At 58.4% G+C, this 23498-nt stretch carries 21 protein-coding genes; 12 read left to right on the top strand and 9 right to left on the bottom strand.

The features are described 5' to 3' along the window. Position 1: 1 nt before the first annotated feature. Both QEN43_RS05000 and QEN43_RS04995 read left to right on the top strand, forming a co-directional pair. A complete protein-coding gene (locus QEN43_RS05000; RefSeq protein ID WP_317963763.1) occupies positions 2–1252 on the top strand; it encodes a DUF4340 domain-containing protein in 1251 nt (416 codons plus the stop codon). Positions 1253–2165: 913 nt separating this feature from the next. Beyond that, positions 2166–2765, top strand: coding sequence for a DUF488 domain-containing protein (locus QEN43_RS04995; protein ID WP_051331387.1), 600 nt, complete (start codon positions 2166–2168; stop codon positions 2763–2765). A gap of 28 nt (positions 2766–2793) precedes the next feature. Here the strand turns inward: QEN43_RS04995 and QEN43_RS04990 are convergent, their stop codons facing one another. Beyond that, entirely contained in the window at positions 2794–2973 is a 180-nt protein-coding gene (locus QEN43_RS04990) for a hypothetical protein (protein ID WP_036267706.1), read from the bottom strand. Between the two features lie 283 nt (positions 2974–3256). Here QEN43_RS04990 and QEN43_RS04985 point away from each other — a divergent pair, with 283 nt between their 5' ends. The 5 genes from QEN43_RS04985 to QEN43_RS04965 all read left to right on the top strand — a co-directional run bounded on the left by QEN43_RS04985 (position 3257) and on the right by QEN43_RS04965 (position 6787). Further along, on the top strand, positions 3257–4153 hold the full coding sequence (locus QEN43_RS04985; RefSeq protein WP_317963762.1) for an isoaspartyl peptidase/L-asparaginase: 897 nt from the start codon (positions 3257–3259) through the stop codon (positions 4151–4153). Continuing rightward, positions 4150–5070: a M90 family metallopeptidase gene (locus QEN43_RS04980; protein WP_084161582.1), complete on the top strand. Its 921-nt coding sequence runs from the start codon at positions 4150–4152 to the stop codon at positions 5068–5070. The genes QEN43_RS04985 and QEN43_RS04980 overlap by 4 nt, the downstream gene beginning before the upstream one ends. Next, positions 5042–5557 (top strand): WbuC family cupin fold metalloprotein, encoded by a 516-nt coding sequence (locus QEN43_RS04975; RefSeq protein ID WP_036267704.1) that lies wholly within the window; start codon positions 5042–5044, stop codon positions 5555–5557. The genes QEN43_RS04980 and QEN43_RS04975 overlap by 29 nt, the downstream gene beginning before the upstream one ends. Before the next feature lie 133 nt (positions 5558–5690). Beyond that, on the top strand, positions 5691–6197 hold the full coding sequence (locus tag QEN43_RS04970; protein WP_026608947.1) for a cupredoxin domain-containing protein: 507 nt from the start codon (positions 5691–5693) through the stop codon (positions 6195–6197). Positions 6198–6409: 212 nt separating this feature from the next. After that, complete coding sequence (locus QEN43_RS04965; RefSeq protein ID WP_026608946.1) at positions 6410–6787, top strand: hypothetical protein; 378 nt, start codon at positions 6410–6412, stop codon at positions 6785–6787. Here the strand turns inward: QEN43_RS04965 and ubiG are convergent. Beyond that, positions 6757–7497 (bottom strand): bifunctional 2-polyprenyl-6-hydroxyphenol methylase/3-demethylubiquinol 3-O-methyltransferase UbiG, encoded by a 741-nt coding sequence (ubiG, locus tag QEN43_RS04960; protein ID WP_026608945.1) that lies wholly within the window; start codon positions 7495–7497, stop codon positions 6757–6759. The genes QEN43_RS04965 and ubiG overlap by 31 nt on opposite strands. 105 nt (positions 7498–7602) lie before the next feature. Between ubiG and purE the strand changes: the two genes are divergently transcribed. From purE to recQ, 3 genes are all read left to right on the top strand, one after another. Then, a complete protein-coding gene (purE, locus tag QEN43_RS04955) occupies positions 7603–8091 on the top strand; it encodes a 5-(carboxyamino)imidazole ribonucleotide mutase (protein ID WP_026608944.1) in 489 nt (162 codons plus the stop codon). 106 nt (positions 8092–8197) lie between these two features. Next, positions 8198–9328, top strand: coding sequence for a 5-(carboxyamino)imidazole ribonucleotide synthase (locus QEN43_RS04950; RefSeq protein ID WP_026608943.1), 1131 nt, complete (start codon positions 8198–8200; stop codon positions 9326–9328). Between the two features lie 35 nt (positions 9329–9363). Next, the gene (gene recQ, locus QEN43_RS04945; RefSeq protein ID WP_026608942.1) at positions 9364–11511 is read left to right on the top strand and encodes a DNA helicase RecQ; all 2148 of its coding nucleotides are present in this window, start codon (positions 9364–9366) and stop codon (positions 11509–11511) included. 120 nt (positions 11512–11631) lie between these two features. Here recQ and QEN43_RS04940 read toward each other — a convergent pair whose 3' ends face one another. The 3 genes from QEN43_RS04940 to QEN43_RS04930 all read right to left on the bottom strand — a co-directional run bounded on the left by QEN43_RS04940 (position 11632) and on the right by QEN43_RS04930 (position 13880). Further along, entirely contained in the window at positions 11632–12057 is a 426-nt protein-coding gene (locus QEN43_RS04940; protein WP_156912625.1) for a hypothetical protein, read from the bottom strand. A gap of 105 nt (positions 12058–12162) precedes the next feature. Next, positions 12163–13236 carry a hypothetical protein gene (locus QEN43_RS04935; RefSeq protein ID WP_036267702.1) on the bottom strand — a complete coding sequence of 358 codons (1074 nt, stop codon included), beginning with the start codon at positions 13234–13236 and terminating at the stop codon, positions 12163–12165. 44 nt (positions 13237–13280) lie between these two features. Continuing rightward, a complete protein-coding gene (locus QEN43_RS04930; RefSeq protein WP_268870477.1) occupies positions 13281–13880 on the bottom strand; it encodes a DUF6345 domain-containing protein in 600 nt (199 codons plus the stop codon). Positions 13881–13985: 105 nt separating this feature from the next. Here QEN43_RS04930 and QEN43_RS04925 point away from each other — a divergent pair, with 105 nt between their 5' ends. Continuing rightward, positions 13986–14975 carry an IS481 family transposase gene (locus QEN43_RS04925; RefSeq protein ID WP_317963761.1) on the top strand — a complete coding sequence of 330 codons (990 nt, stop codon included), beginning with the start codon at positions 13986–13988 and terminating at the stop codon, positions 14973–14975. A 621-nt stretch (positions 14976–15596) separates the two neighbouring features. On the opposite strand, the gene QEN43_RS04920 is transcribed toward QEN43_RS04925, so the two are convergent. The 4 genes from QEN43_RS04920 to QEN43_RS04905 all read right to left on the bottom strand — a co-directional run bounded on the left by QEN43_RS04920 (position 15597) and on the right by QEN43_RS04905 (position 20647). Further along, positions 15597–17141 (bottom strand): sensor histidine kinase, encoded by a 1545-nt coding sequence (locus tag QEN43_RS04920; RefSeq protein ID WP_026608937.1) that lies wholly within the window; start codon positions 17139–17141, stop codon positions 15597–15599. A gap of 487 nt (positions 17142–17628) precedes the next feature. After that, entirely contained in the window at positions 17629–18729 is a 1101-nt protein-coding gene (locus QEN43_RS04915; protein WP_026608936.1) for an ABC transporter permease, read from the bottom strand. Further along, complete coding sequence (locus tag QEN43_RS04910) at positions 18726–19670, bottom strand: ABC transporter ATP-binding protein (protein WP_026608935.1); 945 nt, start codon at positions 19668–19670, stop codon at positions 18726–18728. The genes QEN43_RS04915 and QEN43_RS04910 overlap by 4 nt, the downstream gene beginning before the upstream one ends. Further along, complete coding sequence (locus tag QEN43_RS04905) at positions 19667–20647, bottom strand: HlyD family secretion protein (RefSeq protein ID WP_026608934.1); 981 nt, start codon at positions 20645–20647, stop codon at positions 19667–19669. The genes QEN43_RS04910 and QEN43_RS04905 overlap by 4 nt, the downstream gene beginning before the upstream one ends. Positions 20648–20781: 134 nt before the next feature. On the opposite strand from QEN43_RS04905, the gene pepN reads away from it, so the two are divergent. Continuing rightward, positions 20782–23436: an aminopeptidase N gene (pepN, locus tag QEN43_RS04900; protein ID WP_026608933.1), complete on the top strand. Its 2655-nt coding sequence runs from the start codon at positions 20782–20784 to the stop codon at positions 23434–23436. The last annotated feature ends 62 nt before the right edge of the window (positions 23437–23498 follow it).

Below are 23498 nucleotides of genomic sequence, written 5' to 3'. Positions count from 1 at the left end.
CATGAATCGTGTTAATACCAACAGCCTGTTGGTACTTGCCGCTCTGGCGGTAGTCGCCGTGATTGCGGCTATCATCGTCACTTCCAATCGTGAACCGGCGAGCGAATCGCCCCCAGGCCCAAGCGTCGCCCTGCCTGAACTGCGCGACCGCATCAACGATGTGACGGGCGTTACCGTGATTGCCGCTGAGAAGAAACCGGTAGTGACGCTGGTGCGCGGAGACCAAGGATGGACAATCAAGGAAAAAGGAGATTATCCCGCGAACACCGGCAAACTGCGGGAACTGCTGCTGAAAATAGCCGGCGCCAGCCTGCTCGAACCCAAGACCGAAAATGCCGAACGCTATCCCGAACTGGGCGTCGAGGATGTCGAACGTCAGGACGCCAGCGGAGTTTTGCTGAGCTTTGACGGTCTTGGAAAGCCCGTGCAACTCATCGTCGGCAAGATCAGCCGTCAGGCTGACGGAACGTTCGTTCGCCGTCCCGGGGACAAGCAAAGCTGGCTGGCGAAAGGAGCCCTACAGGTTGAGCGTGAGCCGGAACAGTGGCTCGACAAGGCGTTAGCCGACATTCCTTCAGACCGCATCGCCGAGGTCGTCCTAACCCGTCCTAGCGGCAAGCCCCTGCGCCTATACAAGACGGCACCGGACGACAAGGACTACAAGGTCGCCGATATCCCGTCCGGACGGGAACTCAAGGACGCTTCCGCCGTCAGCGCGCTGGCCTCGACCCTGAGCGGGTTGAACTTGGTGGACGCTTTACCGGACGGATCTTCTTCACCGCCCGCTCAAGACCAAATCGTCAAAGCCCGGTACCGAACTTTCGACGGGCTCACGGTGGATGTTCAAGCGTGGAAACAGGACGACAAACGCCTCGCGCGTTTCTCGGCGATGCTGGATAACGCCGTGGCCGACGCGCACATCCAGGCTGAACAGGCCAAGGCGAAGGCGGATTATGAGGCCAAGAACAAGGAAGCCGCGAAGTCGACTGAGGAAAATACCGAGCAAAGCGCGAACACGCCCGACCCCGCACCTCTAGCCGTCACCGACCCCGCCAAGGATCGCGAGCAGCGACTGGAAGCACTGAACCGCGAGGTCGAAACCCTCAATCGCCGCTTTGCCCGCTGGAGCTTCGTCATTCCGGAATACAAGTACGCCAATATGGATAAATCCCTGGACGACGTTTTGAATCCGGTTGCCGATAAGAAAGACGGACCAAAAGAGAAGCAAACGAAGAAATCCGGCAAGCGTTGATCATGGATCGGGGTGGGATGCAAAACGTCCCGCCTCGTTTTTCTCTTTGGCTATTCCGGGCGATTTCATTCCATTCGACATTCGAATGAACATGAATCGTAGGGTGGGTTAGCGCAGCGTAACCCACCGATTCGAGGTCGCGCGGTGGGTTACGGCCTCGCGGCCTAACCCACCCTACAAGAATTCATGCCTTATTGAAAGCGATTTGGAATAAGGCGCTCTAAACACGCCCGAAGCCGTCTCCTTAAGGATGTTCTGAATGAGCCCTTTTCATCTGTTCCGTCGACAAAAAAAGACCCGCCTTTTCGGCGGGTCTACAAGAATTGGAGGTAACTTAATGGCTTACATAGTGCTACATAAGCGTTACATCTGTAGATTCACGTATCCCGGTAAAGTTCCCCCATTCTTGAGAATTAGGCATAAAACATGCTTCATATGAACTAGTTTCCAATATTCATTCGATTTTGATGGATTTCGTGAAATTATCGATACAGGCAAGCGGGAAGCGAGTCGCCGCCATATCGCCAGAAATTCTGAGACTCAGTCACCGGCGGACTTTCCGGACGTTGACTGGATACCGTGTCGAAGGATAGGTCCGGACCCACAACCGGCGAGTCGCCCAACCGATAGAAATCGGTACCCGTATGTGGGAATATCCGGCATCGACATCCGCAAAGACTGCGTGTCATTTGGCAGTTGGTTCACGCGGCAGACCGTCTTAATCGATTGTTTGATCTGGAACGATTGATCCCGGACTTAATTGAGAATCGCCGGGAACTTGCGATCCGACTGATCCGGAGTGGCAGAATGCCGTGGTTTCGCCCAAACTCGGGATGGTTCGGATTGTTCTTGAGGCAAATTTGTACGTTAGACGGCAACCGGGCGACTAGACGGGCGCCGTCGATGCGTTGCGATGCGCGAGAAATGGAAAAACAAGCAGCAAAAGGGACGGGAAACCATGAAAATCTATTCCATCGGCCATAGCAACAGAAGCTCCGAAGAACTGATCGATCTGCTCCGGAAGCATGGTATCGGATGTTTGGTCGACATTCGCAGCAGTCCCGGCTCGGCGCGTTTCAAACAATTCAACCGACCCGCATTGGAGCGGGCACTCGCCGAGTCCGGCATTCTGTATCGATGGGAAGGCGGCAGTTTAGGCGGGCGACGGGCGGCGGTGCCGGGCGATGCAAGGCACAGAACCCTTGATCCGGGATTCAGATCATATGCCGCCTATATGGAAACGTCCGATTTCCGTGAGGGTGTTGAACAAATTCTGAAACAAGCGCGCATTTGCAGAACGGCGTTCATGTGCGCAGAGAAAGAACCGTCGCGCTGCCACCGCTTTTTGATTTCCGATTATCTAACGGTCCGCGGTCACGTCGTCGAGCATTTGATCGGACCGAACCAGAGTTACCGGCATGACATCCAGGCTGCTGCGCGAATCGTCGGTTCAAGACTGATCTACGACCGGGATCCACAAAACCTCGAGCTGTTCACCGCGGGTGCGCCTTAAACCTTCCCGGCCGCGACCGGAGCGGTGGCTACTTGCCGCGCCGCGTCTGCTGCCGTAGATATTCGAAATAACGGCGAAAGAACTGGCTCGCGGCGTACAGCAATACCGCATAGAGTATCCACTCTTGCAGCGAAACACCGGTCGGATCGTCGTCAAAAACGACGATGCCGGCCGTGGCTACCAAACAAAGAACAAAATAATGATACATTGAACGCTCCTTGCCGAACGAATGAAACGCAAACGGTTCTTAACAGAGGTCAGCGGTAGGTATCCGAATTTTAACGGCGGAATGATCCAAAAGCCCGACTTTTGCCCGCGCTTTACTCGATTCAGTTACGCAGAGGAGCGATTAGCGTTTAGGCAGCCGCGCCGGCCCGCACCCGCATTGTTCGGACAGCTTGGCCCTCGGGTCATTCACGTGCGGGATGGCAGCGGAAACTGCCGGCGATACCCAACCAACTCGAATGCCGATAGACACTCGATTCATGGAAATGCGCTGCTCTGATACCGCCCGCCCCCCGGTCCCGCTGATTCACGGTGGTGCAGGATCCTTGGAATCCGATCCCGAACTCCGGGAGAAGCGACGGACGTTTATCAAAAACTTAGCAGCGTCGGCTTGGCCCGAGCTTCACCGCGGCAAAACCGCGGTCGATACCGTGACGGAAGTCGTCAAGCGTTTGGAAAAATCCGGCCTGTTCAATGCCGGCTATGGCTCGGCGTTACAGAGTGACGGACTTGCGCGCCTTTCGGCATCGCTGATGGACGGCGAACGCCTCAAATTCTCAGGCGTCATGCTCGCGACTCACCTGATCCATCCCATCGAACTCGCCCGCGTACTTCAGAACCGTACCGAATCGGTGCTCGGCCCATTAGGAGCCCAGCTCCTGGCCCGAGAACTGGGCATGGCGCCGCAAAACCCGGCCCTCCCGGAGCGGGCGCGCTGCTGGGCCGATCATCTCGAACGACCGAACGGGACGATGAACGGCGCAGGTACCGTTGGCGCCGTGGTCCTGGACCATCACGGCCACCTCGCTGCCGCCACGTCCACTGGCGGCGGCCGGTTCAACTTCCCTGAACGGGTCTCGGACTCGGCGACCGTTGCCGGCACTTATGCCTCCGCTTATGCGGCCATAAGCTGCACCGGCATCGGCGAACAAATCGTCGATGACGGCGTCGCCGTTCGTCTGGAAACCCGCGTCCGTGACGGCTGCGGCATCGTGGAAGCCTCCGAGACGACCTACCGCGAAGCCGTCGCGCGGCACCGTGAATACGGCTGGATTGCCGTAGACCATAAGGGTGCGTGGAGCATGTGCTGGACCACCGAGGCCATGCTCTGCGCCGCGATCAGCGCGGATCGTCAGAGCCCCGTGCTCGGGGAAGATCCATGATCTCGCCTCTTCGCCTTTTTCGGCAGCAACGTCGCCGCAAGCTTCTCGAGCATCGGCTAATATCCGAGTCGACCTGGTTTTCTGCGCTCGGCGGGCTCCCGATTTTCCGATTCTTAAACGCGGACGAACGGGAGCGTCTGCGTCAACTCGCTACGCTGTTCGTGCACGAAAAAATCTTCGAGCCGGCCGGCGGGATGGTATTGGACGACCGCGTGCGCGTTCGAATCGCCGCGTTGGCATGTCTTCCGATTCTTAACCTCGATTTCGACTGGTACCGAGGCTGGCAAACGGTGGTGGTTTATCCGGGCGGATTCATACGCCCTCGGTCGGAATTCGACGATATCGGCGTCATGCACGAATGGGAAGATGTGCTGACCGGTGAATCCTGGGAGCGCGGGCCGGTCATATTGTCGTGGGCGGATGTGCAGGGCTCCGGTCATTGTGAAGGCTATAACGTCGTCATCCACGAAATGGCTCACAAGCTGGATATGCTCAATGGCACCGCCGACGGTTTTCCTAACCTGCATCCAGGGATGAGCCGGCGCGCTTGGACCGAGGTTTTCACCGCCGCGTTCGAGGATTTCAATGCTCGTGTGGACCGTGAGGAGGATACCCCCATAGATCCTTATGCCGCCGAAGAGCCCGGTGAGTTTTTCGCGGTGCTCAGCGAATACTTTTTTGAACTACCGGACCTGGTGCGTGCGGAATATCCGGCGGTCTACGGTCTTCTTGCGCAGTTCTACCGACAAGACCCGGCGGCGAGATTGGATTCGTCGTCGACAGCCGATCCGTTTCATGGCGGGAAAGGACGACCGACTCAAGAAAGCCCGCAGGTCCGTCATCACCCAGTTCGCGAAGCGCCGGCCGACAATATATCTGGAGACGACCATGGACGTTTTGAAAACGATCAGCGATAAACAACTCATCCGCTTGATGGGGGAAGCCTCGGCTTCGCCCAGGCTACGGAAGAACCTGAACATTCATTCCGATTACGACGACCCGATACAGCGACTGTTCAATGCCATGGAACCGGGCACTTACGTCCGGCCTCATCGCCACGCCCGCCCGAACGGATGGGAGCTGATGCTGGCGGTGCGCGGTGCGTTCTCGATCATTTCCTTCGACGACCAAGGAACCGTTCTGGAACGAGTCGACCTGAGCGCCGCCGGGGGCGACATTGCGGCTGAAATTCCGCCGTACACTTGGCATGCCATCGTGGTGCTGGCGCCGGAAACGGTCATGTTCGAGGTCAAACCGGGCCCGTATAGCCCCGTGGAAGACAAAGATTTCGCCGCCTGGGCTCCAGAAGAAGGTGATCCGGATGCCGAGCGGGTCGTAGCTTGGTACGAGGTTGCAAGGCCCGGGGAGCGGCTGCCGCTTCGACCGTCGGCTGAAACCGGCTAGGAATGCGGAACGATCGTATCTGTGGGTCGGACACGATGCAGTCTTCGAATCGTTCCCGGCCTCGCCCGAGCTCATTGACCATGATTTCGAGGCCGGTCCCAAATGCTTTTGCCATAACAATATGGAGGGTACTGTGAAGTCACACTCGATCTATCCCGCTCTCATTCTCGCGTCAATCATGTCTGCCACCGCCGCACAGGCGCAGAACCCAGAGGAGTCGGGCACAGGGGATCAACATCATCCCGAGGTACATGCCGGTCACGACCAATTCGCCGCGGGCGTGCCAGGCAAACCCGAGGAAGTGACGAAAACCGTCGAGATAAAAACGCTCGACAGCATGAAGTTCGAGCCTTCGTCACTTACGGTTGGCCGCGGAGAAACCGTGCGTCTGATCGTGGCCAATCCCGGACACTTGATTCACGAGGCGACTATCGGCACGAGCGAGGAACAGAAAATTCATAACCAAGAAATGAAAGCTGACCCGCACATGCACCACGACAGCCCGAATTCCGTTACCGTGGCTCCCGGCGAAACAAGGGAATTGATTTGGCGGTTCGATCAACCCGGCCGGTTCGAGATCGGCTGCCATATCCCCGGCCATTACGAGTCGGGCATGAAAGCCGAAGTAAACGTTCGCTAAGGCTTAATGAGCACCGCGAAAAAGCCCGAGCCGGCGTACATCGCGGCTACCCATTAATCGACAAAATCGAAGCGGCGACCTCTTATCCATTTTCAACGCCATTGATTGCAGATTGCCGCGATTTCGAAGTCGGCCGGTCACGCACTCACGACCGCCATGGACGTGCACTGCGTGAACCGCAAGCAAGCACTTCCGATAGGCTTAGGGGAAGCTTGACCTTTCTTTTCGAGCCCCGAAATCTCGACAGCATCAAACCGGCCTTTCCCAATTTCAGGATTACATCGGACCTCCCCGGGGACATTTATTCCGGTTTGAGCATCATCTTTTGCATCGCCGCAGTCACCGGCATTCCCATGAGCAGCACGAACACCGCTTCCGGGAAACGGATCACGGCATCGAGGGAGGACGCGGCCTACTACACCATACCTCTCGACTGCATCGGGCAAGTCGTGCATGCCTTGCTCATCCGCGCGCGCCTCGCGACGATCTTCGATTTTCGCAGTGGTTATCTGGGCCGCCTCTGGCGCTCTGGAACGGAAAGCCTTGTTCCCTCAGCTGATCAGCCGGGTTTTTCGGCGACTAGCATGTAGTTGACGCTCATACCCGGACTCAACCGAAATTGGCGGGTAAACGGATTGACCTTGACTCCGGTCCGGTCGGAAACATACATGCCGCCGTCCCGGAGCAACGCTTCCAATTCGTCCGGCGTCGGAAACTTGTGCCAGCGATGGGTCCCCACAGGAAGCCAACGAAGCAGGTATTCGGCGCCGACGATCGCGGCGAGGAAAGAGATGACAGTGCGGTTGATCGTACCGATGACGGTGAGGCCTCCCGGCCGCACCAATCGGCTGCAGACACTCATGAAAAGCGGTAAGTCGGCCACGTGTTCGACGACTTCGAGATTCAACACGGCATCGTATGATTCGCCCCGCTCGGCCAAGTCCTCCGCGGTGCCGCAGGTATAGCGAATCGTTAGGCCGCTTGCTTCGGCATGCCGTTGCGCGACGCGGATGTTCTTTTCCACCATGTCGACACCGTGCACTACCGCGCCGAGCTGAGCCATCGCTTCGCTCAGCAATCCGCCGCCGCACCCGATGTCCAAAATTCGAATCCCGTGAAGCGGCGCTGCCGCCTTCGGATCGCGGCCGAAACGGGCAATTAAGTGCTCGGAGATATAGCCCACTCGTAGCTGATTTAGGCGATGCAAAGGCCAAAACGGGCCTTCGGGATCCCACCAGGTGTGGGCCAGCCGGTCGAAATATGCCGCTTCAGCTGGATCGATAGTGCTTCTCGTACTCAAGGCTCGGTTTTAGAAAGGTGGAACGACGAGGCATGGGCCATCATCTTAGCGTGCCGCGAAGAATCGGGATAAAATCGCTTCTTTATTTGAGAAACCGGATTTTCAATGGTTCACGTCGGCATCGTCATGGGCAGCAACAGCGACTGGGAGGTCATGCAGCACGCCGCCCGCCTGTTGAAAGAATTCAATGTCCCGTTCGAAACGAAAGTGGTTTCCGCCCACCGGACCCCGGATTTATTGTTTCGATACGCCGAAACCGCAGCTGAACGCGGCCTCAAGTGCATCATTGCCGGCGCCGGCGGCGCGGCGCATCTGCCCGGAATGATGGCGGCGAAAACTCACTTGCCCGTGCTCGGCGTTCCGGTACCCACAAAATATCTGAAAGGCCAGGACTCTCTTTATTCCATCGTGCAAATGCCTAAGGGCGTGCCGGTCGCGACCTTCGCCATTGGCGAAGCGGGCGCGGTCAATGCCGGCTTGTTCGCTGTCGCGCTGCTCGCTGTCCACGATGCGGACCTGGCCGTCCAGCTCCAGGCCTATCGTCTCCGCCAGACGGAAACCGTTCTGGCGCAGATGCTGCCAGAAATCGAGTGAGGTCGAGAGCCAGCCACCGGTCTTCCAAAAAAGACCGCTCCAGTCGGCTAGCATAAGAACGACTTTCCGCTATCGACCCTGTAGTTCCACACTCAACTGATCGACGATGAGACACATCTTACCGAATGCCATGCTCGGCATCTTGGGTGGCGGCCAATTGGGCCGCATGTTCACCATGGCCGCTCGGGCCATGGGCTATCGCGTTACCGTACTGGACCCCGACCCCGACAGCCCGGCCGGTGCGCTGGCCGACGTGCACATCCGGGGGGCCTACGACGACTCGGCGGCTCTCGATCGGCTGGCGGACACCTGCGCCGCGGTCACCACCGAATTCGAAAACGTTCCGGCCGACAGCCTCAGCTACTTGGCTGGGCGCGTGCGGGTAAGTCCTTCAGCCGCATGCGTCTCGATCGCTCAGGACCGGATCGCGGAAAAGCGTTACATTTCCGGTGCAGGACTGCAGGTGGCGCCGTTCCTAGCGATCGAAAGCGGCGCCGACCTCGATCAGAATCTCGCCGGCCACTTGCCCGGAATTCTGAAGCTGGCGCGGCTAGGCTATGACGGCAAGGGCCAGATCCGGGTCAAAACGCCGGAAGAAGCGCGAGCCGCTTTCGCCGAACTGGGCGGAAAGCCTTGTGTGCTGGAGCGGCAACTGAACCTGAAAACCGAGATTTCGGTCATCATCGCCCGTACTTCGCCGACCGAAATCGCCTGTTTTCCGGTCGCTGAAAACCAGCACGAATCAGGGATTCTCGATATCAGCATCGTACCGGCCAGGGTAACGCCGGAGGTCGCGGCACGCGCTCAGGACATGGCGCTTGCGTTAGCTCAAGCCATGGACTACGTCGGCGTTCTGGCGGTGGAATTTTTCGTGCTGGAAAACGACGATTTGGTCATCAACGAAATCGCTCCCCGCCCCCACAACAGCGGCCACTATACCCTCGATGCCTGCGCCACGAGCCAATTCGAACAACAGGTGCGCACCTTGTGCGGATTGCCGCCCGCCGATACCCGCTTGCTGAGTCCGGTGGTGATGGTCAATCTTCTGGGCGACATCTGGCGCGACGACGAACCGGCCTGGGACAAACTCTTGAGCCAGCCCAACGTCAAGCTCCATCTCTACGGCAAAAAGACCGCCCGCATCGGCCGCAAAATGGGACATTTCAACGTGCTGGCGGAAGATGTCGAAAACGCGCTGTCGCAGGCGCTGGAATTGAAACAGATGCTTCACGCTTGACCGAAGCGGCGGCGTCTTAGGCAAACCGACGGATCATGCCGAAAGACCCCCTTCAGGTCTTGCGCAGCGTTTTCGGCTATGAGCGGTTTCGCGGCCAGCAGCGCCCCGTCATCGATCATCTGACGGCCGGGGGCGATGCGCTGGTGTTGATGCCCACCGGAGGCGGCAAGTCCCTTTGCTATCAGATTCCGGCCTTGGTCCGTCCCGGCACGGGCGTCGTCGTGTCGCCCCTGATCGCACTCATGCAGGATCAGGTCGAAACCTTGCTGCAACTGGGCGTTCAAGCCGCCTTTCTGAATTCCACCCTGACCTACGACACACAGCGCCAGGTCGAACAGAAACTTCTGGACGGGCAGCTGGATCTGCTCTACATCGCGCCGGAACGTCTGCTGACCGAGCGCATGCAGGCGCTCCTAGGACAAGCCAGGCTCAGCCTTTTCGCCATAGACGAAGCGCACTGCGTATCGCAATGGGGGCATGATTTCCGGGAAGATTATTGGCAGCTTTCCATGCTGCACGAGCGTTTTCCCGACATTCCCCGGATCGCCTTGACCGCTACCGCCGACGAGAGGACCCGGCACGAAATCATCGAGCGTCTGGGGCTGCAGGATGCCAAAATCTTCTGCAGCGGCTTCGACCGGCCCAACATCCGCTACCGGATATCGCCCAAACAGGACGCGAGGCGGCAATTGGTTCAGTTTCTCCGAAACGAACACCCCGAAGACGCCGGAATCGTTTATTGCCTATCACGAAAAAAGGTAGAATCGGTCGCGGACTGGCTCTGCTCGCAAGGGTTTTCCGCCCTGCCCTATCATGCCGGATTGTCCGCCGAGGAACGCCAACGAAACCAGCGCCGGTTCCTGATGGAGGAAGGCGTTATCGTCGTCGCGACCATTGCCTTCGGCATGGGCATCGACAAACCCAACGTCCGCTTCGTCGCTCACCTCGACCTGCCCAAGAGCGTGGAAGCTTATTATCAGGAGACCGGACGGGCGGGCCGCGACGGCTTGTCGGCCGATGCCTGGATGGTTTACGGCCTGCAGGACGTCATTACCCTGCGGCAGATCGTGGAAGCCTCCGAAGCCGATGAATTGCACAAAAGGGTCGAGCGCCACAAACTGGATTCGATGCTCGGCTTCTGCGAACTGACCACTTGCCGCAGACAGGCCTTGCTCCGCTACTTCGGCGAAATCTCCGAAAAGCCCTGCGGCAACTGCGACAATTGTCTGAATCCGCCGGACACCTGGGACGGCACCGACGCCGCCCGCAAGGCGCTGTCCTGCGTCTACCGCACCGGCCAGCGCTTCGGCGCCCATCATGTGATCGACGTACTGCGCGGCAAGTCCAACGAGAAAATACGGCGCCTGGGCCACGACCGGCTCAGCACCTTCGGCATCGGTCAAGGCATGGACGAGAAGCAGTGGCTCTCGGTATTCCGCCAGATGATCGCCCAAGGCTATTTGACGGTCGATTGGGAGGCTCACGGCGCACTGCGTCTGAGCGAAGCCTGTCGGCCGGTGCTGCGTGGCGAGGTCGCCATCCGGCTCAGGCGGGACCGTTACACGGAAGTTTCGGCGGGCCGCCGCCAGACCGTCGCCCGATTTACCAACCCGGACGACGAGCACCTGTGGCAGGCCTTGCGCGCCTTGCGCCGTAAGCTAGCCGAGGAGCAAAACGTTCCCGCCTATGTCATTTTTCAAGATGCCGTCCTGATGGAAATGGTCCAATCGCGACCGACCACCCGAACCGAACTGAGCCGTCTGCCGGGGATCGGCGAGCGCAAGCTGGAGCTTTACGGAGACGACTTTCTGTCGGCCATTCTGGAACACACGGGCGGCGGCTCGGCCTCGACCGCCGGCACGACGGCGGACGAAAGCCTGGCGCTGTTCCGGCTCGGCATGACCGCCGAACAGATCGCTTATCAGCGCGGACTGGCAATCTCAACGGTTTACGGCCATCTGGCCAAGGCGATCGAAACCGGAGCCGCGGAACTCGGCGAAGTGGTGGGCCTCGGCGATTCGGAGATCGGAGAAATCGAAACGGTTTGGCAAACCCTGCCGGAAGACCAGAGGCGTGCGCTCAAGCCGCTGTACCAGGCGTTGGAGGGAAAATACAGCTACGAGGTGCTTCGTTGCTTCCGTGCCCAGCTCGATAGGCTGAGAAACTCATCGGGTTCCCGTTAATAAGCCTGGTATATCCCAGTGATTTCATTTCTCGATCGGAGGACGTCAGAGCGTTTTCATCGCTGACATAATCTCGATCGGCGCCTGGATTTCCGTCGCCTGTCCACTCGGCGCGATCGCTCAGCCACCGCTCTGATCGTGCCATCGTCCGCCATACGGGTCTTCCCAGAGGTTCGCCTCCGCCTCAGACGACGCACTGGACATCTCGCTTTCCACTGCAACCGCCTGCCACTCAACCTCCTCCGGAACGAAAGCGCCCGGAATCTCTACAGGGCGCGGCTCCCTGAAAGAAGGCGCGACCGCCGCAGTGGAGAAGTCAGGACCGGGAATCTCACGGGGTTGCGTCATCGGCATAGCGAATCCGTCTTTCGGGGCAGGTATCGCGCCTCCGACCCGTGCCGCAGAGGCTTCCGGTTTTCCGCTGTCAGCCTGAAACGACTCAGACGACTGTAGAGAATGGGTATATTCGCGGGCATTCAGCAAACCCAAGCGAGAAACCGTTCCCATCACAGCCAGCACGGCAAAAAACACAAGACATTTGTTCATGGAAGAAGACGCGTCCTCACACATTGTTTTCAACTCGCGGCTCACGAGAAACGGGCCTCAGGCTGCGGCTTGCCGCAGCCTGAGGCCCTTGCTGTCATGAGATGCTCAACGTGTGCCAGCTGGCGGCGGCTCCGCACCTCCCGGCTTCAGAGCGCTTTCCCACACCGCATCGGGTTCCACCGTCGCGCCCGCAGGGAAGTAATCCAAACTGGCGCTGATCACGTGGCCGGAGTTCTTGTCCTTCGCATAAGCTTCGCGGTCGATGATCGACTTCTTCGCCGCCTGGCGCAGACAACCGGCCTGAACCGGCGCATTGAAATCGCGCTTGCGGGCACCGAAGTCCACGTAGCCGCAATCGAAGTGAAGGTCTTTCACGGCGGCATCGTCGACCTTGAAAGGAGAATACGCCTCCCCGCGCTTTTTGATCTCGTTGAGCGAGAGGACCTTCTGGGACCGGCCGGTTTTCTCATAGCGCGGCCAATCGAAATCGAATCCCACCGGCTGGCCGTCATTGGCGAAGATAACGGCAATCTTGGAACCGCCGCCGACCACGGGCAACTCTCCCACGGTGCGGGTGAACACTACGGTGCTGGCGTGAACCATTTCCGGATCCATTCGGGCACCCGCTTTAGTGGAACCGCCGCCGGTCACTTCGAACTCGCTGAAGAAGGGCACCAGCTGCTCACCGTCGCCTAGGGTCACCCAATCGCGGAGGTTCTCCTCTATAAAATTCCGCCCCAGTTTCTCCAGTTCTTCTTGCGAGAAGCGCTCTGCCACGGGACGCGCCAGCTTAGCGCCGGCCTCGTTCAAGTAGCGGTAGTTGCGATAGCGCACGCTGCTCCCATCGGCGAACACCTGCAAATGCCAGCCTTCGTCACTCACCAAGGCGATCTGATTCTTCGTCACCTCCTTTTGATAGCGGTCCGAGGTATGCACCGCTCCCGGCAGGGAGTGGAACCGGCTCAGTAGTTGCGACGCCACTTTCTCGGCACCCGGCCCTTGGGCACGGCTCAACAAGGGCACCTCGTCCAAACCCACGCCGACACGTCGGGAGCGTTCTTCGGAAGCGATCCGCTCCGGGTAGTCGGCGGCGTACGAAGCGCCGGAGATCAGGGAAATTCCCATTGCGGCGATCACGGGGGCGATGGTCTTACGTTTGAAGTCATGCAGAGTTTTCATGGTCTTAGTCACCTGAATTCGGTAGGGAAAAGTCATACGGTCGATCAGAGATCGTTCCAGTAGCGGTAGCAGTAATACCCAATGGCACCATCGCGCAGTCGGCCGTAGCTCGTGTAGTTCTGCCAGGTCATGTTGTCTCGCCTGCTAGCACAATTGGAGGAGTTGGTGCCGGTGGCCATGACCGTGACGTCCTGACTCGTTGCCCAATCCGAGTTGGCGTCCTTCCAGGCGTACTGGATCTTTTGTTTTTTCTGCAGGTTGTCGGCGAAATCCTCGCCGGTCTCGTCGGTAGTGATGGAATCGTACAGCTTGTCATGGCTGCCCAAGGCGATGCGCAGCCCACCGCGGAAGATGGGCCCCATCCGCGTCCACATCTTGTTATCGTTGAACTTGAGCGTTTCGCAGGCATAAGTGGCCAGGATACTGAGCCCATAGGATTCATCGCCCAACCGCATCTGAGTGGAGTCGGCGAGGGAATCCTTGTCCCACATGGCCCACACCGACCGGGTCGACCACCCACCACCGTGGGTGCTGGCGTAGAAAAGATTGACATTGTCCAGAGTGAGTTGGTCGCCGCCGGTTTCCCACCACCATTTGGCACCATGTAGGTTGTAATAGAAAACCTTGGTGTCGGTATCGTCCAGCTGTCACGTCCCGTATGATTATTTACCGAGAAGGAGTTATGCTCTGTTTGAAGCCCGGAGCCTTCTCCAGGAGATATTCGGTTCGTCCAAGTGAGGTTTCTCTCCATGCAGATTCGTCTTCATAAGAACGCCCGTACCACCCCGGCCGTTCGGCAGGCCATTCAAGCGTCCACGTTGAGCGAGCGCGCCTTGGCCCAAAAGCATGGCATTAGCCGAACGACCGTCCGCAAGTGGAAACACCGCTCCTCGGTCGAAGATGCCTCACACCGGCCCCACACCCTCAGAACCACGCTCACGCCCGCCCAGGAAGCCATCGTGGTCTACCTCCGCCAAGCTCTGCTCCTCCCCTTGGATGATCTCCTGGCCGTGACCCGGGAATTTCTCAATCCCGCCGTGTCCCGTTCCGGGCTAGACCGCTGCCTGCGCCGCCACGGGGTGGCGTCCCTCAAGACCCTGCTTCCGCCTACAGAGAAGGCGAAGGTCAAACCCTTCAAGGCCTATGAGCCCGGCTTCCTTCACCTGGATGTTAAGTACTTGCCCGCCATCGACGGCGAACCCCGCCGATACCTGTTCGTCGCCATCGACCGCGCCACCCGCTGGGTCTATGTCGCCCTCAAGCCCAACCGCACCGCCTTAAGCGCAAAGGACTTCCTCAAAGCGGTGATTCAGGCCGCGCCTTTCCGCATCCAGAAATGCCTGACCGACAACGGCTCGGAGTTTACCGACCGTTTCCTGACCCGAACTCGGCAGCCCTCGGGGACGCATGAGTTTGACCGCCTCTGTACTGAACAAGGCATCGAACATCGCCTGATTCCGCCGGGCCGGCCCCAAACGAATGGCCTGGTGGAACGCTTCAATGGCCGCATCGAGGAGGTGTTGCAAACCCATCACTTCGATTCAACCGCCGATCTGGACACCACCTTGCACCGCTATGTCGAGCTGTACAATCATCACATTCCCCAAAAGGCCTTAGGCCATCTCACCCCGATCCAGGCTCTCAAAAACTGGCAACTGTCCCATCCTCATCTTCTTCACAAGAAGGTTTACAATCATGCGGGACATGACACCTATTCCAGACTAATAACTCTTCCATAAAGCATAAAAAACACACCATAAATAGGTATCTTAGATACCTATTTAGTATTATTACGGCTAGTTTATTGGAAATATTTATTCGATCTGGAATTGATTTATATAGTAAGTATCTAAGGCGACAATTGCTGTGATCAATTCACCATTGGAATTGGGAATAACATCACTGCTTTTTAAACATTTAAGTTTCGCGAGTGTTTGTAAATGTTCTTGCGATAGAGATGGGCATGAGGTGCTGCCACTCTTTCAAGGCTTGCCCCCAAGCGGGATGAGTAAAGCCCTGTGAGGAAAATGGCGGTTGTGTAGAGTGACCTAGCAGCGCAGGGTGGTTTCCCGATTGGCCGTAGCGCCGAAGTCATGGGAACGACTGCCCCGAATGTGCCGCGACTGGTGTTGCTCGTTTAAACGTCTGCGCGAGACCTTCCTCACCGGCACCCGCTTCTCGGCCACCTAAGCGGACCCGAGTGCTGTCGCCGGCACAGCTACAAACAACGGGGGTAAGAGAGGTGCGTCTATATGCTCAAAAATCCGTTCGCCTTAACTATCATCGCCTTCCCGATCGCTCGCCTTTAGACCTACGGCCCTGCTGCTGCCCCCCTGGCTGGAAGCTGACGGATATCTGGGCTAGCCCGCATTCGAACGGATAGCATCCATTTCGTCCATTTGTCCGAAGACGCGCGGCAGGTGTATCGAAAACTCCGATCCTTGACCGGGGCCTGCGCTTCTGGCCTCGACTTCTCCGCCATGCATTTCCACCAGTCGCTTGACCAAAGTCAGCCCGATGCCTAATCCTCCTTGGGCGCGGACGGGACTTTGGTCAGCCTGGCTGAATAAATCGAAGATATGGGGCAAGAGGTCCTTCGGTATGCCGACGCCGTTATCCCGCACGTGGATGCTTACGCGCGTTTCGGACGCTTCCACCGCCAGCCATATCTTCCCGCCGGCGTCGGTGTATTTCGCCGCGTTATTGAGCAGATTCGAAACGACTTGCGCCAATCGTACCCGGTCGCCTCTAACCAGGAAGTGGCGCTCGGGCATGGTCACCAGCAGATCATGGTCCCGCTCGTCGATCAGCGGCCGGGACGCTTCGACGGCCTGATCAATGACTGTTGCAAGATCCAGAGTGCTTGGACGAAGGCTGATCTTGCCCTGAACGATGCGGGATACGTCGAGTAAGTCGTCTACCAGGCGGGCGAGATGATCCGCCTGGCGATCGATGATATCGCGCGCCCAGCGAAGCTTCGGCTCTTTCGGCTCCAGTTTTCGCATGACCTGAACGGCATTGCGAATCGGGGCTAGCGGATTCCTGAGCTCATGGCCCAGCAACGCGAGAAACTCATCCTTACGGCGATTGGCTTCCCGCAAAGCCTGTTCGGAACGGGCGAGCTTCTCGGTACGCTCCCTTACCCGTTGCTCCAGTTTTTCGCACGATTCCTGCAATTCGCACTGTGCCCTTTGCTTTTCCGCAATCTCGACAGCCAGCGCCTCATTGACAGCCTTTTGACGATCCCTCGCCGAAGTGAGATCGCTCACAAGATCAAGGTTGTCGAATCGAAGCCGCAGGGATTCCGCTACAGTTGCATGCAAGCGCTCGGAAATCATCCACATCAGGCTTGCGAAGAGCAGTAGCATGACCCCCATCGCAAGATGGACATCTCCGCCATGGCTGAGAACCCTTACCGTATACGGAAGCAGTGTCGGCAGCAAAAATAGCGAAAAAGCCTTGGGAAACGGAGACAAGGTCGACATCGCCCCCGCAACCATTCCACCCAGCACGAATCCTAGGAAAAGTTGATGGACGTAGCTGTGCTCGACAAAAAGGAAGTACCCGGCAAAACCCCAAAGCACTCCGTTGGCGGCGACGCCGAGCAAGAAAGACCGCGCCCAGGGCGTTGCGTCGGCGCTGGTCGGATTCGCTCGCGCGTAGGCACGAAGCAGCCGATAACGAGCATACACCGAAGCACCTATCGCTAACAGCCAGGCGGATAACAGCGGTCTGGAAGCCTCCTGCCATAAAATCAAAACGACAATCGCGGCGTTGATCGCGGTCGCGATCAAACCTGACGGAACTTGCTGATACAGGAGTTTGATCTGCGCTGCTCGTATTTCCTGCGTATGGCGGGAATTTGATTCCTTACCATCGCATCCGGAGCGACTAGGAAATCTCATATTCGATATCCGCACAGGATTGTTGAGCGGACCAGCGCCTGGCCTAGGCTGGATTTCGATGGGGTCGTCCAGCCCCAGAAATCACCGTTTGTCGACGCAGTGTTCATAAGCGGGACATACACCTGTCAGTGGATGGTAAAGCAGCATGACAAGCACCCGTTAAGGAAGCTCTGAATAGGTGGATTTCGTTCCTGCCCTTCGACAAGCTTGTCCTGAGTCCGGTCGAAGGGCCTTGTCCTAAGCGAAGCCGAAGGGCTTAGGACAGTCCTGCCGAAGGACCTAATCAGAGAGTCATTAACAGGATCGTGTCGAGGATAACCCGATCCGAAAAACTCAAATCACGAGCAGGCATGATCGATCAAAACTCCCGGCAGCGGAAATTCTCAAACGGATTTCAATAAGACACACGTCGCTTTCGAAAAATCCAGCAAAGCGCGCGCCAAAGCCGTGCTTTTCGGAACTACCGCCTATTCCCGCACGCGGTCGATCAATCCAGCCGCTTCTTGAACCGCAACATCGCAGCGCTCAACGTGACGAGCGTAAACGCCAGCAAAGCTCGGATTTCCGGCGCCATTTCCCACAGGCCCGCGCCGCGCAACATGATCCCGCGAATCAGGCGCACGAAGTGAGTCAGCGGAAGCAGTTCGGCGATGTATTGCGCCGCCCTGGGCATACCGTCGAAAGGAAACATGAAACCTGAGAGAAGTATGGACGGGAGAAAGAAAAAGAAGGTCGTTTGCATCGCCTGAAACTGCGTCTTTGCCAGTGTCGAGATCACCAGGCCCATTGTCAGATTGGCGGCGATGAACACCAGCGAGGCGATATAAACGTCCCTGATCCGGCCATGAATCGGAACGTGGAACAGCAGAACGCCGAGCAGCAAAATGAGGCTCACCTGGATCAAGCCGATGACGATGTAAGGGATGATCTTCCCTACCATTAATTCCAGGTTTTTCACCGGTGTCGTGATGAGCAATTCGAGGTTGCCGCGCTCGCGTTCGCGCACGACGGCCACCGATGTGAACAGCACCATCGTCATCGTCAGAATGACCCCCATCAATCCGGGCACGATATAGACGGCCGAACGCCGCTCAGGATTGTAATAATTGCGGATTTCAAATAAGGCCGCATCGGCGGAAGGCCTCGGCGCCGTGTCGTAGCGCAGCGACATCCCGGTGAGCTGGCGTGCAGCGGCGAGTATCAGAGGATCGGCCCCGTCGATCATGAGCTGTGCCGCCGGCCGGTCTCGCATCGCGAGACGCTGCGCGAAATCCGAGGGAATAAAAATCCCGACCGAGATTTCGCCGCGCCAAAGCAGAGTTTCCAATTCCTCCGGCGTTTCGACCCACCGGATAATGTCGACAACTTGAGACGCTTGCGCATCAAGCACCAAAATGCGCGAGAGCTGCGTATTCGCCTGATCGGCCACTCCTGCGCTTAGGTAGCGGACATCAGTATTGATGGCATAACCGAACAGGGTGATCTGCAGCAGTGGAATGCCGACGATCATCCCGAAGGTCAGCCGATCGCGCCTGAGTTGGCGGATTTCTTTCCGTAAAATGGCGAAAAGACGCAGCAGACTGTTCACGCCCGTGCCTTGAGATAACGGCCGCGGGTAGCGGCGACGAAAACGTCCTCGAGATTCGCATGCGTCAATCGGGCTTCGAATCTCAATCCCCGACCGAATAGGCGTGCCTGGACCTCCGCCAGCGGATCGGCGATAGATCGGTCGAGTAGGACGCGCAGCCGTACCCCGAGCTGGGTTACGCTGAGCACACCGGGCAAATCCGCCAACAGAAGACGGGCGGCCCTCGGGTCGTCAGTTTCCATCTCTACGATGCTGGCGTCGATGCGCCGTTCCAATCCCTGCGGCGCGCCATCCGCCGCCACACGTCCGCGGTCTAGGATGGCGAGGCGATGACAGCGCTCTGCTTCATCCATGTAATGGGTGGATACCAGGATGGTCGTCCCCTTTTCGCAAAGTTCGAACAGCGTTTCCCAGAATTCGCGCCGGCTCTGCGGGTCCACTGCGCTGGTCGGTTCGTCCAGAAACAGCAACTCAGGCTCGTGCACGGTCACCGCCGCAAGCGCCAGGCGTTGTTTCTGGCCTCCGCTCAGCGTCCCGGCCCATTGCCGCTGCCGGTCCGAAAGCTCGTATTTTTCCAGCAACTCGTCGATCCGCTGTCGGGCATGCTTCCGCGGCAAGCTGTAGATGTCGGCCATGAACTCCAGATTTTCGCGGACCGTGAGATCTTCATATAGGGAAAAGCGCTGGGTCATGTAACCGATCTTGCGCTTGATGGCCTCGCTTTCGCCGGGAATCCGGTGTCCCAGGACTGTCGCCTCTCCTTCCGTGGGACTCAGCAAGCCGCAGAGCATCCGAATCGTGGTCGACTTGCCGGAACCGTTGGGGCCGAGAAAGCCGTGAATGGTAGCGCGGGAAATCGCGAGATCGACATGATCGACGGCGGTCAATGCGCCGAATCGCCGGGTCAGGCCGGAGGCCGTAACCGCATAGTCGCCGGTCATTGCCGCCGGGGCCTCGAGGGTCCCGACAGCTCGGCTTCGACCGGAAGACCGGCCGGCACGTCCCGGACCGTCTCACTCAAATAGATTTTCGCGATGTAGCTGAGATGACGCCGGTCGCGCTCGGTCAAGGCGAAGAACGGCGTAAAGACCGGATCCGAACTCACCACGCGGACGGTACCCTCGTACGGTTTATCGACCCCGTCCAGCCAGATCCGGGCGGTATCCCCGGGCATCACGGAAGCACGGATCGGTTCGGGTATATAGACCCGCGCGTAGGGAGCCGGGCCGGAGAGCAACACGGCTACGACAGTGCCAATTTGGGGCTGATTTCCGAGTTTGAGCGGCAGGCTGTCGAGGCGCCCCGCCACTGGCGCCCTCACCGTCAGTCGTTGCAAATCGGTCGCGGCGACATGCACGGCATCCTCTGCGGAGGCAAGCGCCTGGCGCGCCTGTTCGATTTCCTCCAGGCGCGTGCCGGCTTCGAGCTCCTGCAGAACTGCCAAAGCCGCATCGCGGTCAGCTAGCGCCGCCTTGAGCTCCCTCCGCGCCCTGTCCACCTCATCCGGGGCGATGAGTTTGCGCGGCAGCAATTCACTCAACCGCTCGAAGTCGCGGCGCCTCACCGCATAAACCTCATCTGCCCCTTGGAAACGGGCTCTAGCCTCTCGAATGCGCTCGGCCCGAGGTCCCCGTTCCAGTTCCTCGAGCCGGGCAGCGGCGCGATCGCGCTCCGCCTTCGCCGCCTCCAGCCTGGCTTGTTGCCGCGCCGGATCGAGCCGCACCAGAACCTGCCCCGGTTCGACCCAATCGCCTTCCTGGGCCGTGATTTCGACGATAGGCTCGGAAGCTTCCGCAATCAGCTCGACACGATCCCACTCCAAGGTGCCCACGACGCGATGATTCGTTTCGTCCTGCCCGCAAGCCGGAAACAGCAGGATCACCGCAACGATCGAAACCTTGTACAGGGAATGCGTCATCCCGTCATGTTAACCGTTTTGGCCGGAATGCGACCATCGAGCCGGATCGGAAAACGTGCGGGAAGCGACAGCTCTCCCGTTTCAGTGGTCTAAGCCGTATCATTCCGACATTTTCGACACAAGGCTAGACCACGATGCGTGAACACACCCCCAAAACCATTTATCTCAAGGATTACACGCCGCCGGATTATCTCATCGATACCGTCGATCTTTTTTTCGAGCTGGACGAAGAGAATACACGCGTCACCGCGAAGCTTAGGGTTCGTCGAAATCCGGAGTCGCCGCGCGAAAATCCGGAGCTCGAGCTGAATGGCGAAGAGCTCCTGCTCGAATCGATCAAGCTGAACGGCCGCGGTTTGAACGCCTCCGAATACCGCCTGAGCGAGGAGTCCCTGGTTTTGCCTAGCGTTCCCGACCGCCCGTTCGACCTCGAGATTGTCACCCGCATCAACCCCAAAGCGAACACCGCCCTGGAAGGACTTTACCTCTCCAAGGACATGCTGTGCACCCAATGCGAAGCGCAAGGGTTCCGAAAGATCACGTATTTCATCGACCGTCCGGACGTCATGGCCAAATACACGACGACCCTGGTCGCAGACAAGTCGCGTTACCCCGTGCTGCTATCCAACGGCAACCGGATCGCGAGCGGCGAGCTCAAGAACGGTCGCCACTGGGTGAAATGGGAGGACCCATTCAAGAAGCCGTCCTATTTGTTCGCTCTGGTCGCGGGACGGTTGGAGTGTGTCGAGGATCGCTACGTGACGCGCTCGGGCAAGGAGGTCACGCTCCAGATCTTCGTCGAAAAGCACGACCTCGACAAATGCGATCACGCTATGCAGTCTCTAAAGAATGCCATGCGCTGGGACGAGGAGAACTATGGGCGGGAATACGACCTGAACCTGTACATGATCGTGGCGATAAGCCATTTCAACATGGGCGCCATGGAAAACAAGGGGCTCAACGTCTTCAACACCAAATGCGTGCTGGCTCGGCCCGATACCGCCACGGACAGCGACTACGAGCACATCGAGGGCGTCATCGGCCACGAGTATTTCCATAACTGGACCGGCAACCGCATTACCTGCCGCGATTGGTTCCAGCTCAGCCTCAAGGAAGGCCTGACCGTATTCCGCGATCAGGAATTCAGCGCCGACCGGACGTCCCGCGCCGTCAAGCGCATCGACGAAGTCAACATGCTGCGCACCAAGCAGTTCGCCGAAGACGCGGGTCCCCTCGCCCATCCCGTTCGGCCGGAATCGTATATCGAGATTAACAACTTCTATACCCTGACCGTCTACGAAAAAGGCGCCGAAGTGGTCCGCATGATGCAAACCCTGCTCGGCAAGGACGGGTTCCGCAGGGGCACCGATCTGTATTTCCAGCGCCACGACGGACAAGCGGTGACCTGCGACGATTTCGTCAAATGCATGGAGGACGCCAACGGCGTCGATCTCACCCAATTCCGCCGCTGGTACAGCCAGGCCGGGACGCCGGAAGTGCATATCGCCGCCGATTACGATGCGGCAAACCGCGTTCTGAACCTCACCGTCAGACAGAGTTGTCCACCCACACCCGGTCAACCGGTGAAGGCCCCGTTTCACATTCCCCTGGCGATAGGACTGTTGGCGCCGGACGGCACGGAATTGCCCTTGCAGCTCGAGGGTGAAACCGAACCCCATGGGCAAACAACCCGCGTGTTGGACTTAAAAGAACCGGACCAGCAATTCCGCTTCGTCGGTCTGCCGGAGAAGCCCGTGGTTTCCGCCTTGCGTGGATTCTCGGCTCCAGTCCGGCTGCACATGAACCGCAGCGATCAGGAATTGGCTTTTCTTTTCTCCCACGATCCCGACCCATTCAACCGCTGGGACGCCGGACAGCAGTTGGCCACCCAGGTCATCCTCGATCTGGCGGGCCGGTTGTCCAAGGGAGAAACGCCAACAAGGGTGGACAGCCGTCTCATCGAGGCTTATCGGCGCATCATTGGCCAGGATTGGGCGGATCTCTCCTATTTCGCCTTGCTCTTGACCTTGCCGTCGGAAGAATACATCAGTGCATCAATGGCGATCGTCGATCCCGATGCCGTTCACCAGGCCCGACAAACCGTAAAACGCGAGCTCGCCGCTACCCTGGAACAGGATTTCCGCCGCTTGTACCAGACGCATCACGTCGACGAGGCGGGCCGCTTCGACGCAGAAGCCGTGGGCCGACGCCGGCTAAAGAACGTCTGCCTCTCTTATCTGAGCGAATTGGAAACCGAGGACGTCTATCGGCTCAGCGTCCGGCAGTTCCGGGAAGCACGTACCATGACCGATCAGATCGCGGCCTTGTCGACGATCGTGAACAGCCATAATCCGGAAAAATCGGATTGTCTGGCTGAATTCTACGAACGTTGGCGGGATGATGACTTGGTGATCGACAAGTGGTTCGCCTTGCAGGCGACTTGTCATCTTCCCGGAACTCTGGATCGGGTCAGGGAGCTGCTGTCGCACCCCGCTTTCGACTTGAAAGTCCCAAACCGGGTCCGTTCATTGATTGGCGCCTTTTCCCAATCCAATCCGGTCAATTTCCACGCTCGCGACGGTGCCGGCTACGCACTACTCGCCGACCACGTCATCACGCTGAATGCCTTGAATCCTCAGGTGGCCGCCCGGATGCTGACTGCCTTGACACCGTGGCGGCGGTACGACAAGCATCGGCAACGACTCATGCGCGAGCAACTTCAGCGTATCGCCGGAGTCGAGAACGTTTCCAAGGACGTCTACGAAGTGGCGATGAAGAGTCTGTCGTGAAAGCCTGGCCGGATCGCCGGAGATAAAAGCGTCGACACCAAGAGAGTGTTGTAACTTCCGAA

It is taken from the genome of Methylocaldum szegediense, assembly GCF_949769195.1.
Lineage (GTDB): Bacteria > Pseudomonadota > Gammaproteobacteria > Methylococcales > Methylococcaceae > Methylocaldum > Methylocaldum szegediense.
This window is presented reverse-complemented; position numbering and strand designations above follow the sequence as displayed.